A 14,281-nucleotide genomic window follows, 5' to 3' on the forward strand; every position below is an offset into this window, starting at 1 on the left:
TCGTCTTCCTTCTGTGTGTCTGTGCCCCGGCCTGCGCCGGGATCGTCTAGGTAAATGTCGTCACGTCCGCGCCGCCGCGGCGACGCGCATCGTTACTTCTTGAACCGGAACCCGGGCGGCAGGCCGCCGGGGATGTTGCCGGGCAGACCGCCGCCGGGCAGCCCGGGAAGCCCCGGACCACCGCCCGGCCCGCCAAGCTTGCCCATCATGTCGCCCATGTCGGCGCCGCCGATCGCATTGCCGAGGCCGCCGAGGCCGCCCTTGCCGAGCATCGCCATCATGCCCTTGAGCCCGCCCATCTTCTTGATCTTCTTCATGGCGGTCGACATCTCGAGATGCATCTTGAGGAGCTTGTTGACCTCCTGCACGGTCGTCCCCGAGCCCTTGGCGATGCGGATCTTGCGCTTGGCGTTGATCAGCTCGGGCTTGGCGCGCTCCTTGGCGGTCATCGAGCCGATCATCGCGTCGAGGTGCACCAGCATCTTGTCGCTGCCCGGCACCGAGTCCATCGCTGCCTGCGCCTTCTTCATGCCCGGCAGCATGCCAGCGAGCGCGCCCAATCCGCCCATGCGCTTCATCTGCGCGAGCTGGCCGCGCAGATCGTTCATGTCGAACTGACCCTTGGCGAGCCGGCTCGCCATGCGCTCGGCGTCTTCCTGCTGGATCGACTCGGCGGCACGCTCGACCAGGCTGACCACGTCGCCCATGCCGAGGATGCGGCCTGCGACGCGCGACGCGTGGAACGCCTCGAGCGCGTCGAGCTTCTCGCCGACGCCGGCGAACTTGATCGGCTTGCCCGTGACCGCGCGCATCGACAGTGCGGCGCCGCCGCGCGCGTCGCCGTCCATGCGGGTGAGCACCACGCCGGTGAGCGGCACCTGCTCGGAGAAGTTCTGCGCGACGTTGACCGCGTCCTGACCGGTCAGCGAGTCGACGACGAGCAGGATCTCCTGCGGCGCCGCCACCTCCGCGACCGCCTTCATCTCGTCCATCAGCGCCTGGTCGACGTGGAGTCGGCCGGCGGTGTCGAGCATCAGCACGTCGAAGCCCTGCAGCTTGGCGGCCTGGAGCGCGCGCCGCGCGATCTCGACCGGCTGCTGGCCCGCGACGATCGGCAGCGTCGCCACCTCGACCTGCGTGCCGAGCGTGGCGAGCTGCTCCTGCGCGGCGGGGCGATTGACGTCGAGCGACGCCATCAACACCTTCTTGGCCGAGCGCCCGGTCATCGAGCTGCTCGACAGGCGCTTGGCGATCTTGGCGGTGGTCGTGGTCTTGCCCGAGCCCTGCAGGCCGACCATCATCACCACCGCGGGCGGGGCGACGTTGAGCTGGAGCTCGGCCGCGGCGGGATCGTCGCCGCCGAGCATCCGCACCAGCGCGTCGTTGACGATCTTGACGACCTGCTGCCCCGGCGTGACCGAGCGCAGCACGTTCTGGCCGACCGCTTCCTCGGTGACCTCGTCGACGAAGGCGCGCGCCACCGGCAGCGCGACGTCGGCCTCGAGCAGCGCGACGCGCACCTCGCGCATCGCGGCGCGCACGTCGGCCTCGGTCAGCGCGCCGCGGCCACGCAACCGGTCGAAGACGCCGCCGAGACGATCGCTGAGGCTATCGAACATCGTGTTTCCTTCCCATCCGCCGCCAAACGCAAAAGCGCCGGCGGGCGAAACCTCGCCGGCCAGCGGGCACCACATGGGCGCATGTCGATCGCGTTCAACGGTGGAACGTGCGGCGGCTGTTAGAGGAAGTAGGCGTGGAATGCAAGGCGCGCGGGGGCGGGTGGCCGACTGCGGCCATTCACACCGTCATCCCGGACTTGATCCGGGATCCACGTCGCCGCGCACGCTCGGAGCGTTGCTCACGCGGGATCATGAATCCCCGCTCAAGGCCGGGATGACGGTAGATTGTTGGGAAAGCAGACGTCTCCGCCTCCCCGTCATCCCTGCGAAGGCAGGGATCCATACACGCCAACGCTCGTGATGAGGTCGCGAGGTCAGAGCGTCTGGATCCCCGTCTCCGCGGGGATGACGGCGGTAGGGGCGGTGGCGGGGATGACGGTAGTAGGGGCGGCCGAGGGGATGACAGTGGGAAGGGGTAGGAGCGGACTGCCCCGCCCCTCACCCCAGCCGCGCCAGCGCCGCGGCGAAGCGCTCTGCGTCCGCCGCTTTCTCGGCGTGGTCGGCGCGCGCCTTCTCCACCGCCTCGGGCTTGGCGCGCTCGACGAAGCTCGCGTTGCCGAGCCGCCCCGCCAGCGAGTCGCGCTCCTTCTCGGCCGCCGCCAGCGACTTCTGGAGCCGCTGGCGCTCCGCCTCGAGGTCGATCACGCCCTCCAGCGCCAACGCGAACGTCTCCGCCCCCCAGAGGATCGGCGCGCGCGCGCCGCTCGCCTCGCCCGGCGTCAGCGTGACGCGCGCGAGCCGCTCGACGTACGGGGCGATCGTCGCCGGCACGCTGCCCGCCCCGGTGTGGAGCGCGATGCGCGTGCCCGGCGGCACGTTGAGCTCGGCGCGCGCGCCGCGCACCCCCTCGACCAGCTCGATCAGTCGCTCGACCTCTTGTGTCGCGGCCGGGTCGAGCGCGCGCGCGTCGGCCATCGGCCAGCGCGCGACGATCAGCTCGTGCTCGCGCGGTGCCAGCGCGTGCCACAGCTCCTCGGTGATGAAGGGCATGAACGGGTGGAGCAGCACCAGGATCTGGTCGAGCACCCAGCCCGCGACCGCCTTGGTCTCCTCGTCGATCTGTCCTTTGATCAGCTCCAGATACCAGTCGCAGAAGCGGCTCCACACGAACTGGTAGATCGCGTTGGCGGCGGCGTCGAAGCGATAGTCGGCGAGCGCGAGGTCGACCGCCTGCACCGTCGCCACTGTCTCGGCGAGGATCCACTTGTTCACCGAAAGGCTCGCGAGCGGGGGCTCCAGCGTGGTCGAGCCGCCGATCCCGTTGGCCTGGGCGAAGCGGCTTGCGTTCCACAGCTTGGTCGCGAAGTTGCGATAGCCCTCGACGCGCTTCTCATCCATCTTGATGTCGCGCCCCTGGCTCTCCATCGCGGCCATGAAGAAGCGCAGCGCGTCGGCGCCGTAGCGGTCGATCAGCCCGAGCGGGTCGACCGTGTTGCCCTTGGACTTGGACATCTTGGCGCCGTCGGCGGCGCGCACCAGGCCGTGCAGGTAGAGCGTGCGGAACGGCACCTCGCCCATGAAGTGCATGCCCTGCATCATCATCCGCGCGTCCCAGAAGAACAGGATGTCGAAGCCCGAGACGAGCACGTCATTGGGGTAGCGGCCGCCGAGCGTGCGGTCCGCGGCGTCGGGCCAGCCCATCGTCGCGAACGGCCAGAGCGCGCTGGAGAACCAAGTGTCGAGCACGTCGGGGTCGCGCGTCAGCGCCACGTCCGCGCCCGCCTCGGCCCGTGCCTCCTCCTCGGTCTCGGCGACATAGGCGCGGCCGTCGGCGTCGAACCACGCCGGGATCCGGTGCCCCCACCAGAGCTGGCGCGACACGCACCACGGCTGGATGTTCTCCATCCAGTTGAAGAAGGTCTTCTCCCACGACTTCGGCACCAGCTTGATCGCGCCCGAGCGCACCGCCTCGATCGCCGGCTTGGCCAAGGTGGCGGCGTCGACATACCATTGGTCGGTCAGCCACGGCTCGATCACCGCGCCCGAGCGATCGCCGAACGGCGTCTGGATCACGCGCGGCTCGGCGTCGTGCGCGACCCCTTCCTTGTCGACGTGCGGGATCAGCACGCCCGCCTCCTTGAGCTGCGCGACGACCAGCCGGCGCGCGTCCTGCTCGGCCTTGGCGTCGTTGCCGGGCAGGCCGAGGAACTCAGCCGGGATCAGCCCGTCCGCGGTCTGCACCACGCGCGCCGTGGCATCGAGCATGTTGAGCATGTCGCGCGCCTCAATCCCGGCGCGGCGGCCGACCTCGAAGTCGTTGAAGTCGTGCCCTGGGGTGATCTTCACCGCGCCCGAGCCGAGCGCCGGGTCGGCGTGCTCGTCGGCGACGATCGGGATCAGCCGCCCGGTGATCGGCAGCCGCACCTGCTTGCCCACCAAGGCGGTGTAGCGCGCGTCCTCGGGATGCACCGCCACCGCCATGTCGGCGAGCATCGTCTCGGGCCGCGTCGTCGCCACCTCGATCGATCCCGACCCGTCGGCGAGCGGGTAGCGCAGCCGCCAGAAGCTGCCGCGCACCTCGCGCGTCTCGACCTCGAGGTCGCTGATCGCGGTGCCGAGGCCGGGGTCCCAGTTGACCAGCCGCTTGTCGCGGTAGAGCAGCCCCTGGCGGTGCAGCTCGACGAACACCTTGAGCACCGCGCGCGAGAAGCCCTCGTCCATGGTGAAGCGCTCGTTCGCCCAGTCCATCGAGCAGCCGAGCCGGCGCAGCTGGCGCGTGATCTCGCCGCCGCTCTCCGCCTTCCACTCCCACACGCGCGCGACGAATGCCTCGCGCGACAGGTCGGTGCGCTTCTCGCCCTTGGCACCCATCTGGCGCTCGACCACCATCTGCGTGGCGATGCCGGCATGGTCGGTGCCGACCACCCAGAGCGCGTCCTTGCCCTTGAGCCGGGCATGGCGCGTCAGGATGTCCTGCAGCGTGTTGTCGAGCGCGTGGCCGATGTGGAGTGAGCCCGTCACGTTGGGCGGCGGGTTGACGATCGTCCAGGGCTCGGCGTTGGGGCGCTCGGGGCGGAACAGGCCCTTGTCTTCCCAGTGCGTGTACCAGCGGCGCTCGATCGCGGCGGGGTCGAAGGTCTTGGCGAGCTCGGTCATGGCCCGGCGGCTATCCCGCGTCGCGCCAAAAGGGAAGACCGCGTCGCCGCCGCATAGCAGAAGGGCCGCCCCGGCATCCCGGGACGGCCCTGCTGTCAGCCTCGCGGCGCGCCTGGATCAGGCGGCGACGTCGAAGTCCTCGTCGGTCGTCACCGGGCCCGAGTCCTGGCCCTTGGCGGCGACGTCGCGGTCGACGAACTCGATGATCGCCATCGGCGACGCGTCCGAGGCGCGGATGCCCGCCTTGATGATGCGGGTGTAGCCGCCGTTGCGCGACGCGTAGCGCGGCGCGAGCACGTCGAACAGCTTCACCAGCTGGGCGTCGTCGAGCAGCCGCGCGTGGGCGAGACGACGGTTGCTGAGACCACCCTTCTTGCCGAGCGTGATCAGCTTCTCGATGTACGGGCGCAGCTCCTTCGCCTTGGCGACCGTGGTGGTGATCTGCTCGTGCTTGATCAGCGCGGCCGACATGTTGCGGAACAGTGCCTGGCGATGGGCCGAGGTCCGCTGCAGCTTACGACCGCCAACTCTATGACGCATGGGTCTTTCCTTTCGTTCGTCAGGGGGCCGTGAACGGGTCCCATCGAAGTAGCGCTTCGATGGGTGCCCTCAGGTACCCCGGGCCTGGTGGGGACGTTTGAGCCCACCGTCGTCACGTCGCTCCCGCGGGAGCCTCTATAGTATAGGAGACCGGATGGCGCCGCGGCTCAGCCGCGGCGTCGGTCGGGTGCCGGACGCGGCACCCGCCGGCCGGGACTGTCCGTCTCGCGCATAGCTTACGCTACGCGCGTGCGGATCAGCCCATGATCTCCTGCTCGAGCTTCTTGGCGACTTCCTCGATGTTCTCGGGCGGCCAGCCGGGGATTTCCATGCCCAGCCGCAGCCCCATCGAGGAGAGCACTTCCTTGATCTCGTTGAGCGACTTGCGCCCGAAGTTCGGGGTCCGCAGCATCTCCGCCTCGGTCTTCCCGACGAGATCACCGATATAGATGATATTGTCGTTCTTGAGGCAGTTGGCCGAGCGGACCGAGAGTTCGAGCTCGTCGACCTTCTTGAGCAGGTAGCGGTTGATCTGCGCGGTGTCGCTCGCGACCTCGCCGCCCGACGCCGCCGGCGCCGCGACGCCGACCGGGGCCGAGCGCGTGACCGAGGAATCGTCGAAGTGAACGAACAGCGCCAGCTGGTCCTGCAGGATGCGGCCGGCATAGCCCACCGCGTCCTCGGGAGTGACGGTGCCGTCGGTCTCGATCGTCAGCGTCAGCTTGTCATAATCGAGGTCCTGCCCGACGCGGGTCGGGTCGACCTTGTACGACACCTGGCGCACCGGCGAGTAGAGCGCGTCGACCGGGATAAGACCGATCGGCGCATCGGCCGGCCGATTGTTGACGGCGGCGACATAGCCCTTTCCGACGTCGGCGGTGAGCTCCATGTTGAGCGTCGCGCCCTCGTCGAGGTGGCAGATCACCAGCTCGGGGTTCATCACCTCGATGTCGCCCGACACCGCGATGTCGCCCGCCTTGACCTCGGACGGGCCGGTCGCGGAGAGCTGGAGGCGCTTCGGCCCCTCACCCTGCATGCGGATCGCGATCTGCTTGACGTTGAGGACGATGTCGGTGACGTCCTCGCGCACGCCCGCGAGCGAGCTGAACTCGTGCAGCACGTTCTCGATCTTGATCGAGGTCACCGCGGCACCCTGCAGCGAGGAGAGCAGCACGCGCCGCAGCGCGTTGCCCAGCGTCAGCCCGAAGCCACGCTCCAGCGGCTCGGCGACGAAGGTCGCCTTGCGCTTGCCGTCACCGCTCTTCTTCTCGAGCTGGTTGGGCTTCTTCAGTTCTTGCCAGTTCTTTGCGTTGACAGACAAGCTCTCGTCCCCTGGGGTTGGGCCGGCGCTGGCGGGCGCCGACCGGGTAATGGACGCAGCCGCTCGTCAGCGGCCACGCGAAGAACATCAGATCAGACGCGACGCCGCTTCGACGGACGCACGCCATTGTGCGGGATCGAGGTCACGTCGCGGATCGACGTGATCTGGAAACCGACCGCCTGCAGCGCACGCAGCGCCGACTCGCGGCCCGAACCCGGCCCCTTGACCTCGACCTCGAGCGTGCGGACGCCGTGCTCGGCGGCCTTCTTGCCCGCGTCCTCGGCTGCGACCTGCGCCGCGTACGGGGTCGACTTGCGGCTGCCCTTGAACCCCATCATGCCCGCGGACGACCAGCTGATGGCGTTGCCCTGCGCGTCGGTGATGGTGATCATGGTGTTGTTGAAGCTGGCGTTCACGTGAGCGACGCCCGCGGTGATGTTCTTGCGTTCGCGCCGGCGAATGCGCTGCGGTGCCTGAGCCATGTGGTGTTCCTGACCTTAGATTCCAATACGGAAGCCGGGAGGCTGTCCGCCTCGCGCCTGCCTCCGGCGGAGAAGAAGTGAAAATCGTCCCCGGACGATTTTCTTACTTCTTCTTACCCGCGATCGGCTTCGCCTTGCCCTTGCGGGTGCGCGCGTTGGTGTGCGTGCGCTGGCCGCGGACCGGCAGGCCCTTGCGGTGGCGCAGGCCGCGGTAGCAGGCGAGATCCATCAGGCGCTTGATGTTCATCGCGGTCTCGCGACGAAGATCACCCTCGACCGTGTAGCCGGCATCGATCGCCTCGCGGATCTGCAGCACTTCCTGATCGGTCAGGTCCTGCACGCGCCGCTCCGGCGTGATGTTCAGCTTCTCGGTCAGCTCCTTGGCCTTGGCCGGTCCGATGCCGTGGATGTAGGTCAGCGCGATCACCACGCGCTTGTTGGTCGGGATGTTAACACCCGCGATACGTGCCATGTGCTATATGTCTCCTGTGCTCCACGGGGCGCGGCATGGCTGCACGCATCCCATCTCAACGCATTGCCTTCCGCGCCCCCGCTGGCCCGAGTCGCTCCCCGCCGAACGCAGGAAACGCGACGTGCGCACGAGTGCGACGCCGACGAGTGAGAGGTTGGAAGGAAGGGCGGATAAGCGCGCGGGAACGCACTGTCAAGCAAGCGGTTCCGAGTCGCGGCACGCCGATCGCCGCAGCGCGACCCATTTTCGCAGCGCCACAACGAACCAGGCGAGCTCGACCAGCCCGAACGGCCACGCGCCCTGGAGGAAGCCGTACGCGGAGCCCATCAGGCATCCCAAGGCGAACAGCAAAGTCCAGTACGGCGCGCGCTCCTCCATTATATAGCACAGAAGCATGAAGGAAACGGCGAACAGGCCGAAGAGGGTCAGGGCGTCCATGCGCCCGGTGTGGCGCATCGCGGAGGAGAGGGCCAGAGCCATAGGCTCAGAGCGGGGGGCACGCTATGGTGGCTTCCCGCGCGCTCTCCACGCCCGCGCTACCACCACTTAGGTCGTACGCCCGCACCCTCTTCCGTCATCCCCGCGAAGGCGGGGATCCAGACGCGCCAACCTTCGAGAGAGGGCCGGACCGTCAGCGTTTATGGATCCCCGCCTTCGCGGGAATGACGAAGACCGACAGCGCACTAGGAGGGCATCTGACTAGAAGGCGCCGATCGCGGGCGAGCGACCGTCGGTGAGGAAGCGACCGAACTGATCCCGAGCGCGCGAAGAGCCGGCGGAGGACAGGGAACCCTCCGCCGGCCTCGTCACCACCGGGAGAGAAGGTGACGAGTTCCGTATTGTCTTCGGCGATCGGACGGCGACCACCGCCGCCCGTGCCCCTGCTCTACCCCGCGCACCGCTTCCGCAGCGTGGCAGGCGCATGAACTTTCCGTCATGTCTGTGAAACTGCGCCCGTATCGGTCGCGATCCCCGCGCCGAGCCCGACCCGCGGCCGCGGACGCATCTAGCGCCGCCCCCGCGCGTTCGCCCGACATGGAGGACCTACAACGCGCCTACGCCTCGTTCGAGACGTCGCATCTGCGCGCGCGCGCCGCGGTGGAGGTGACCCCGGCGGGGCTGCTTGCACTTGGCGGCATGGTGGCAGCGATCCTGGCGGGCAGCGCGGCGATCGTTCTCGCCGTGCGTCGTCCCGCCGCCCCGCCGCGACCGCTCAGCGATCGCCGAGGATCGACTCGATCGCGGCGGTGACCTGGCCGATCTCGGCCATGCCGTCGACGCGGCGCACCAGCCCGCGCGACTCGTAGATCGGGATGATCGGCGCGGTCTTGGCGCGATACTCGGCCATGCGAGTCCGCACCGTCTGCTCATTGTCGTCGGGGCGGCGCTTGAACTCGCTCGCGCCGCAGACGTCGCATACGTCCTCGACCTTCGGGCGCTTGAACGTGTCATGATAGCCGGTGCCGCACACCGCGCAGGTAAAGCGGCCGACGATCCGCTCGACCAGCGCATCCTCGTCCACTTCGAGCTCGATGACATGGTCGAGGGTCTGGCCGCGCTCGGTCAGCAGCAGGTCGAGCGCGTCGGCCTGTGCCGCAGTGCGCGGGTAGCCGTCGAAGATCGCGCCGCTGCCGGTGCCAGCGTCCATCCGCTCGCCGATCAGCGCCGAGACGATCGCGTCCGAGACGAGCTCGCCCGCCTCCATCACCGCCTTGGCCTGGAGCCCTACCGGCGTGCCCGCCTTGACCGCGGCGCGCAGCATGTCGCCGGTGGAGAGCTGGACCATGTCGCGCTCCTCGACCAGCCGCTGCGCCTGGGTGCCCTTGCCCGCCCCCGGCGGCCCCAGCAGAATGATGTTCACGAGATAACGCCTCCCTGTCGCGTCGTCCCGCGCCCCGCGATCAGCGGCGGCGCGCGCCCTTCAGTTTCGCCTTCTTGATCAGGTCGCCATACTGATGCGCCAGCAGGTGCGACTGGATCTGGGTGACGGTGTCCATCGTCACGTTGACCACGATCAGCAGGCTGGTGCCGCCGAGATAGAAGGGGATCGACAGCGCCGACACCAGATACTCGGGGACGACGCAGATGAACGTCAGATAGGCAGCGCCGATCACCGTGATGCGGGTCAGCACATAATCGAAATAGCTCTCGGTGTTCTTGCCCGGACGGATGCCCGGGATGAAGCCGCCGTAGCGCTTGAGGTTCTCCGCCGTCTCCTCCGGGTTGAAGACCACCGCGGTGTAGAAGAACGAGAAGAAGATGATGCCGGCGGCGTAGAGCGCCATGTACACCGGCGAGCCGTGCTGGAGATACTGGTTCAGGCCGATCAGGATGTCGCCGAAACGGCTTTCGCCCGAGACCCGGTTGCCCGCGAACTGCGTAATTGTCAGCGGCAGCAGCAGCAGCGACGAGGCGAAGATCGGTGGGATCACGCCCGCGGTGTTGATCTTGAGCGGCAGGTGGCTGCGATCAGCCTGCATGCCGCGCTGCGTCTGGCGCTTGGGATATTGGATCAGGATGCGGCGCTGCGCACGCTCCATGAAGCAGATCAGCAGGATCAGGCCCGCCACCACGGCGATGATCAGCACCACCGAGATCGGGTTCATCGACCCCGAGCGCCCGCCCTCGAGCAGGTTGACCAGGGTGGTCGGCAGGTGCGCGACGATGCCCGCCATGATGATCAGCGAGACGCCGTTGCCGATGCCGCGGCTGGTGATCTGCTCGCCCAGCCACATCAGGAACATCGTGCCGCCAATCAGCGAGATCACCGCGCCGACGCGGAACACCATGCCTGGCTCGATCACCGCCCCGCCGGCCTCGAGCCCGCGCGCGATGAAATAGCCCTGCACCGCGGTCAGCGCGACGGTGCCGTAGCGGGTGTATTGATTGAGCTTCTTCCGCCCGGACTCGCCTTCCTTCTTGATCGCGGCGAGCTGCGGGCTCAGCGAGGTGGCGAGCTGCACCACGATCGAGGCGGTGATGTACGGCATCACGCCCAGCGCGATCAGCGACGCGCGCGACAGCGATCCGCCCGAGAAGGTGTTGAAGAAGTCGAGCACGCCGCCCTTCATCCGCTCGGCGAGTACGCCGAGCTGGGTGGGGTCGATCCCGGGCAGCGGCACGTAGCTCAGCAGCCGGAAGACGATCAGCGCACCGATCGTGAACCACAGCCTTTTCTTAAGGTCGGTCGCCTGCGCGAATTTCGCGAGGCTGATGCTCTGCGCCATCTGGTCGGCTGCGGATGCCATCGTATCGGTGTATCCTGGAAACGAAGAACGGCGGGATGCGTTTGTACCGCCCCGCCGCTCATATAGGCGCATCAGGCGCCATGTCTAACCCGGTCTGACCGGATCACGCGCGGCGCGAGCATCTGCGACGCTCGCTCAATTCGTCACCCCGGGCCCGCTCCGGGGATCATGGTGCCGCGCGCCACAACAAGCGTTGCGCGTGCGGCGACATGGATCCCGGGTCAAGCCCGAGGCGCCGGGAGAGCGTCGGGAGCGGCTTACGCCTGCGTCTGCGCCTGCTTGCGCGCGGCCTGCGCGGTGCGGTGCTTGGCCTTGTGCTTGTCCGCAGCGGGGACGATCTCGGGCACAGTAACCGAGCCGCCGAGCTTCTCGACCGCCTCGCGCGCCGACGCCGACACGCCAGCGACCGTGAAATTGAGCTTCGTGGTCAGCTCGCCCTTGCCGAGCAGCCGCACGCCGTCCTTACCGCCGCGCGCGAGGCCGGCCGCCTTGAGCGCGGCATGGTCCAGGTCGGTGCCGGTCAGCTTGCCCGACTCGATCGCCTTCTGGATCTCGCCGAGGTTCACCGTGGCATAGTCCTTGGCGAAGATGTTGTTGAAGCCGCGCTTCGGCAGCCGCATGTGGAGCGGCATCTGGCCGCCCTCGAAGCCCGCGATGCTGACACCCTCGCGGCTCTTCTGTCCCTTGACGCCGCGGCCACCGGTCTTGCCCTTACCCGAGCCGATACCGCGGCCGACGCGGATCTTGCGGTGGCGGGCGCCCTGGTTGTCGCTGAGTTCGTTGAGCTTCATGATTTGCACTCGCTTTCGCTTCTGTCGCGCTGAAAAACAGGAAGGGGGCCGGTTAGCCCCCTTCCCTCGTCTTGTCACTAGTCAGGTGAGAAAGGCTCAGCCCTCCACCACCTCGACCATGTGCTGCACCTTGCGGATCATGCCGCGCACCTCGGGGCTGTCCTGCAGCTCCGCGACGCGGTGCATCTTGTTGAGGCCCAGGCCGATGAGCGTCGCGCGCTGGTCCTTGGTCCGCCGGATCGGCGAGCCGGTCTGCTTCACCTTGATGGTCGCCATGTCGCTCACTCCACCACTGCCGCGGCATCCGCCTCGGCGGTCGCCGCGTCCGCGCCGTGCGCGCGGCCGAGCAGGTCGGCGATCTTCTTGCCGCGACGCTGCGCCACCGCCTTCGGCGAGGTCTGCGTGTTCAGCGCCTCGAAGGTCGCACGGATCATGTTGTACGGGTTCGAGGTCCCGACCGACTTGGTCACCACGTCGGCGACGCCGAGGCTCTCGAACACCGCGCGCATCGGACCGCCGGCGATGATGCCGGTGCCCTGCGGCGCCGAGCGCAGCGTCACGCGACCCGCGCCGAAGTGGCCGTTGCCGTCGTGGTGCAGCGTGCGGCCTTCCTTCAGCGGCACGCGGACCATCTTCTTCTTCGCCGCGGCGGTTGCCTTGGAGATCGCCTCGGGGACCTCGCGCGCCTTGCCGTGGCCGAAGCCGACGCGGCCCTTGCCGTCGCCCACCACGACCAGCGCCGCGAAGCCGAAGCGCTTGCCGCCCTTTACCGTCTTCGAGACGCGATTGATGTGGACGAGCTTCTCGATCAGCTCCTCACCGCCGTCGTCGTTGTTGCGACGGTCGTCGCGACGCCCACGGTTGCCGTCACGGCCTCCGCGCCCCCCACGATCGTTTCCGCCGCGACCACCGCCGCCGCCACGGCCGCCGCGCGCGCCGCGCGGCGGGCCATTGTCCTGCGGCGCGGACTGCACCGGTGCCGCCTGGGCCTCGGCCTCGGGCGCCTGCGTCTGCTGGTTCTCGTCAGCCATGTCTTAGAACTCCAGTCCGGCTTCGCGCGCGGCCTCGGCCAGCGCCTTCACCCGGCCGTGAAAGAGGAAGCCACCACGGTCGAACACGACCTGCGTGACACCGGCGGCCTTCGCCGCCTCGGCGACGCGCTTGCCCACCTCGGTCGCGGCCGCGACGGTCGCGGTCTTGCCCTCGTGCCCGGCCAGCGTCGAGGCCGAAGCCACGGTGTGGCCGTTGGCGTCGTCGATGACCTGGGCGTAGATGTGCTTGCCCGAGCGATGCACCGACAGGCGCGGACGCGTGCCAGCCCGCGCGCGCAGCGCGGTGCGGTTGCGGCGACGCCGCTTGTCGAAAAGCGAAAGACCCTTGGTCACTTCTTCTTCCCTTCCTTACGGAAGATATACTCGCCGTCGTACTTGATGCCCTTGCCCTTGTACGGCTCGGGCTTACGCCAGCGGCGGATCTCGGCGGCCAGCTGGCCGACGCGCTGCTTGTCCGCACCGCTGATCTCGACGGTGGTCGCGTCCGGCGTCTTCACCTCGATGCCCTCGGGCACCTCGATGTTGACGTCATGGCTGTAGCCGAGCTGCAGGCGCAGGTTGCGGCCCTGCGCCGCGGCGCGGTAGCCGACGCCGGTGATCAGCAGCTTCTTGGTGAAGCCCTCGGTCACGCCGGTGACGAGGTTCTGCACCAGCGTCCGCTGCATGCCCCAGAAGGCGCGCGCGCGCTTGGTGTCGTTGGCCGGCTGCACGCCGATCGAGTCACCCTGCACGTCGTAGCTGATCAGGTCCGACAGCGGCATCGTCAGGGTGCCCTTGGGGCCCTTGACCGACAGCTCGTTGCCGTGGCGGGTGGCGGTGACGCCCGACGGGATCGGGACCGCCTTCTTGCCGATGCGGCTCATCAGAACACCTCCGCCAGCACTTCGCCGCCGACGTTCTGCTCGCGCGCCTCGGCGTCCGACAGAACGCCCTTCGGCGTTGACACGATGGTGATGCCCAGGCCGTTCATCACGCGCGGCAGCTCGGTGGCGCCGGAATAGATGCGACGGCCCGGCTTCGAGACGCGCGCGACATGCTTGATCGCGGGCTGGCCCTCGAAATACTTGAGCTCGATGCGGACGCCCTTGGTGGACGCGCCCTTGCCGAGCGCGAGCTCCTCCTCGGAATAGCCGCGGATGTAGCCCTCGCGCTGGAGCACGTCGAGCACGCGGACGCGCAGCTTCGACGCGGGCGACAGCACGCTGTCCTTGCGCGCGCGCTGGCCGTTGCGGATGCGGGTGAGCAGGTCACCCAGGGGATCGGTCACTGCCATCGTACGTCCTTACCAGCTCGACTTGGTGAGACCCGGGATCAGGCCCTTGTTGGCCAGATCGCGCAGCATCACACGGGCAAGCCCGAACTTGCGGTAGTAAGCACGCGGACGACCGGTCAGCGCGCAGCGGTTGCGGATACGCGTCGGATTGGCGTTGCGGGGCAGCTCCGCCATCTTCAGCCGCGCGATGAGACGCTCGGTCTCGTCGAGCGACTGGTCGTTCGCGGTTGCCTTCAGCTTCGCCAGCTTGGGCGCATATTGCGCCACCAGCTTCTTGCGACGCTCGTTCTTGTTCACGGAACTCAGTTTCGCCATGGACTTAAGCTC

General features: G+C 68.4%; 17 protein-coding genes. 1 reads left to right on the plus strand and 16 read right to left on the minus strand.

The window, feature by feature from the left end; genetic code table 11:
• Positions 1-92: 92 nt before the first annotated feature.
• The 7 genes from ffh to FHY02_RS07125 all read right to left on the minus strand — a co-directional run bounded on the left by ffh (position 93) and on the right by FHY02_RS07125 (position 8,028).
• Entirely contained in the window at positions 93-1,619 is a 1,527-nt protein-coding gene (ffh, locus tag FHY02_RS07095) for a signal recognition particle protein (protein WP_183921100.1), read from the minus strand.
• A gap of 498 nt (positions 1,620-2,117) precedes the next feature.
• Positions 2,118-4,775: a valine--tRNA ligase gene (locus FHY02_RS07100; RefSeq protein ID WP_183921101.1), complete on the minus strand. Its 2,658-nt coding sequence runs from the start codon at positions 4,773-4,775 to the stop codon at positions 2,118-2,120.
• A 117-nt stretch (positions 4,776-4,892) separates the two neighbouring features.
• Positions 4,893-5,315 carry a 50S ribosomal protein L17 gene (gene rplQ, locus FHY02_RS07105; protein ID WP_132909159.1) on the minus strand — a complete coding sequence of 141 codons (423 nt, stop codon included), beginning with the start codon at positions 5,313-5,315 and terminating at the stop codon, positions 4,893-4,895.
• Positions 5,316-5,571: 256 nt separating this feature from the next.
• A complete protein-coding gene (locus FHY02_RS07110; RefSeq protein ID WP_183921102.1) occupies positions 5,572-6,636 on the minus strand; it encodes a DNA-directed RNA polymerase subunit alpha in 1,065 nt (354 codons plus the stop codon).
• 92 nt (positions 6,637-6,728) lie between these two features.
• The gene (gene rpsK / locus FHY02_RS07115) at positions 6,729-7,118 is read right to left on the minus strand and encodes a 30S ribosomal protein S11 (RefSeq protein WP_019516037.1); all 390 of its coding nucleotides are present in this window, start codon (positions 7,116-7,118) and stop codon (positions 6,729-6,731) included.
• A 103-nt stretch (positions 7,119-7,221) separates the two neighbouring features.
• Positions 7,222-7,590, minus strand: a complete 369-nt coding sequence (rpsM, locus tag FHY02_RS07120) for a 30S ribosomal protein S13 (protein WP_132909157.1) — start codon at positions 7,588-7,590, stop codon at positions 7,222-7,224.
• A 192-nt stretch (positions 7,591-7,782) separates the two neighbouring features.
• A complete protein-coding gene (locus FHY02_RS07125; protein ID WP_183921103.1) occupies positions 7,783-8,028 on the minus strand; it encodes a hypothetical protein in 246 nt (81 codons plus the stop codon).
• Positions 8,029-8,625: 597 nt separating this feature from the next.
• Here FHY02_RS07125 and FHY02_RS07130 point away from each other — a divergent pair.
• Positions 8,626-8,841: a hypothetical protein gene (locus FHY02_RS07130; RefSeq protein WP_183921104.1), complete on the plus strand. Its 216-nt coding sequence runs from the start codon at positions 8,626-8,628 to the stop codon at positions 8,839-8,841.
• On the opposite strand, the gene FHY02_RS07135 is transcribed toward FHY02_RS07130, so the two are convergent.
• The 9 genes from FHY02_RS07135 to rpsN form a co-directional block, all read right to left on the minus strand.
• On the minus strand, positions 8,804-9,451 hold the full coding sequence (locus tag FHY02_RS07135; RefSeq protein ID WP_183921105.1) for an adenylate kinase: 648 nt from the start codon (positions 9,449-9,451) through the stop codon (positions 8,804-8,806). The two genes, FHY02_RS07130 and FHY02_RS07135, sit on opposite strands and share 38 nt — an antisense overlap.
• Positions 9,452-9,491: 40 nt before the next feature.
• Positions 9,492-10,838: a preprotein translocase subunit SecY gene (gene secY, locus FHY02_RS07140; protein ID WP_183921106.1), complete on the minus strand. Its 1,347-nt coding sequence runs from the start codon at positions 10,836-10,838 to the stop codon at positions 9,492-9,494.
• A 257-nt stretch (positions 10,839-11,095) separates the two neighbouring features.
• Complete coding sequence (gene rplO / locus FHY02_RS07145; RefSeq protein ID WP_132909152.1) at positions 11,096-11,629, minus strand: 50S ribosomal protein L15; 534 nt, start codon at positions 11,627-11,629, stop codon at positions 11,096-11,098.
• A 96-nt stretch (positions 11,630-11,725) separates the two neighbouring features.
• Positions 11,726-11,905 (minus strand): 50S ribosomal protein L30, encoded by a 180-nt coding sequence (gene rpmD, locus FHY02_RS07150; RefSeq protein WP_183921107.1) that lies wholly within the window; start codon positions 11,903-11,905, stop codon positions 11,726-11,728.
• Positions 11,906-11,910: 5 nt separating this feature from the next.
• The gene (gene rpsE / locus FHY02_RS07155; RefSeq protein ID WP_260158584.1) at positions 11,911-12,660 is read right to left on the minus strand and encodes a 30S ribosomal protein S5; all 750 of its coding nucleotides are present in this window, start codon (positions 12,658-12,660) and stop codon (positions 11,911-11,913) included.
• A 3-nt stretch (positions 12,661-12,663) separates the two neighbouring features.
• Complete coding sequence (gene rplR, locus FHY02_RS07160) at positions 12,664-13,014, minus strand: 50S ribosomal protein L18 (RefSeq protein WP_132909149.1); 351 nt, start codon at positions 13,012-13,014, stop codon at positions 12,664-12,666.
• Positions 13,011-13,544, minus strand: a complete 534-nt coding sequence (gene rplF, locus FHY02_RS07165) for a 50S ribosomal protein L6 (RefSeq protein ID WP_183921108.1) — start codon at positions 13,542-13,544, stop codon at positions 13,011-13,013. Before rplF ends, rplR begins: the two co-directional genes overlap by 4 nt.
• Positions 13,544-13,954, minus strand: coding sequence for a 30S ribosomal protein S8 (gene rpsH, locus FHY02_RS07170; RefSeq protein ID WP_132909147.1), 411 nt, complete (start codon positions 13,952-13,954; stop codon positions 13,544-13,546). Before rpsH ends, rplF begins: the two co-directional genes overlap by 1 nt.
• A 9-nt stretch (positions 13,955-13,963) precedes the next feature.
• The gene (rpsN, locus tag FHY02_RS07175; RefSeq protein WP_183921109.1) at positions 13,964-14,269 is read right to left on the minus strand and encodes a 30S ribosomal protein S14; all 306 of its coding nucleotides are present in this window, start codon (positions 14,267-14,269) and stop codon (positions 13,964-13,966) included.
• Positions 14,270-14,281 lie beyond the last annotated feature (12 nt).

The sequence above is a fragment of the Sphingomonas sp. BK069 genome, from assembly GCF_014193405.1.
Taxonomy (GTDB): domain Bacteria; phylum Pseudomonadota; class Alphaproteobacteria; order Sphingomonadales; family Sphingomonadaceae; genus Sphingomonas.

What these genes read in the sequence shown, in the direction of transcription:
- secY (WP_183921106.1), bottom strand. Translation starts at nt 10,838, where the DNA reads ATGGCATCCGCAGCCGACCAGATGGCGCAGAGCATCAGCCTCGCGAAA.
- rplO (WP_132909152.1), bottom strand. Translation starts at nt 11,629, where the DNA reads ATGAAGCTCAACGAACTCAGCGACAACCAGGGCGCCCGCCACCGCAAG.
- rpsN (WP_183921109.1), bottom strand. Translation starts at nt 14,269, where the DNA reads ATGGCGAAACTGAGTTCCGTGAACAAGAACGAGCGTCGCAAGAAGCTG.
- rpsM (WP_132909157.1), bottom strand. Translation starts at nt 7,590, where the DNA reads ATGGCACGTATCGCGGGTGTTAACATCCCGACCAACAAGCGCGTGGTG.
- rplQ (WP_132909159.1), bottom strand. Translation starts at nt 5,315, where the DNA reads ATGCGTCATAGAGTTGGCGGTCGTAAGCTGCAGCGGACCTCGGCCCAT.
- rpmD (WP_183921107.1), bottom strand. Translation starts at nt 11,905, where the DNA reads ATGGCGACCATCAAGGTGAAGCAGACCGGCTCGCCGATCCGGCGGACC.
- FHY02_RS07130 (WP_183921104.1), top strand. Translation starts at nt 8,626, where the DNA reads ATGGAGGACCTACAACGCGCCTACGCCTCGTTCGAGACGTCGCATCTG.
- rpsH (WP_132909147.1), bottom strand. Translation starts at nt 13,954, where the DNA reads ATGGCAGTGACCGATCCCCTGGGTGACCTGCTCACCCGCATCCGCAAC.
- rpsK (WP_019516037.1), bottom strand. Translation starts at nt 7,118, where the DNA reads ATGGCTCAGGCACCGCAGCGCATTCGCCGGCGCGAACGCAAGAACATC.
- rplF (WP_183921108.1), bottom strand. Translation starts at nt 13,544, where the DNA reads ATGAGCCGCATCGGCAAGAAGGCGGTCCCGATCCCGTCGGGCGTCACC.
- FHY02_RS07100 (WP_183921101.1), bottom strand. Translation starts at nt 4,775, where the DNA reads ATGACCGAGCTCGCCAAGACCTTCGACCCCGCCGCGATCGAGCGCCGC.
- ffh (WP_183921100.1), bottom strand. Translation starts at nt 1,619, where the DNA reads ATGTTCGATAGCCTCAGCGATCGTCTCGGCGGCGTCTTCGACCGGTTG.
- rpsE (WP_260158584.1), bottom strand. Translation starts at nt 12,660, where the DNA reads ATGGCTGACGAGAACCAGCAGACGCAGGCGCCCGAGGCCGAGGCCCAG.
- FHY02_RS07125 (WP_183921103.1), bottom strand. Translation starts at nt 8,028, where the DNA reads ATGGACGCCCTGACCCTCTTCGGCCTGTTCGCCGTTTCCTTCATGCTT.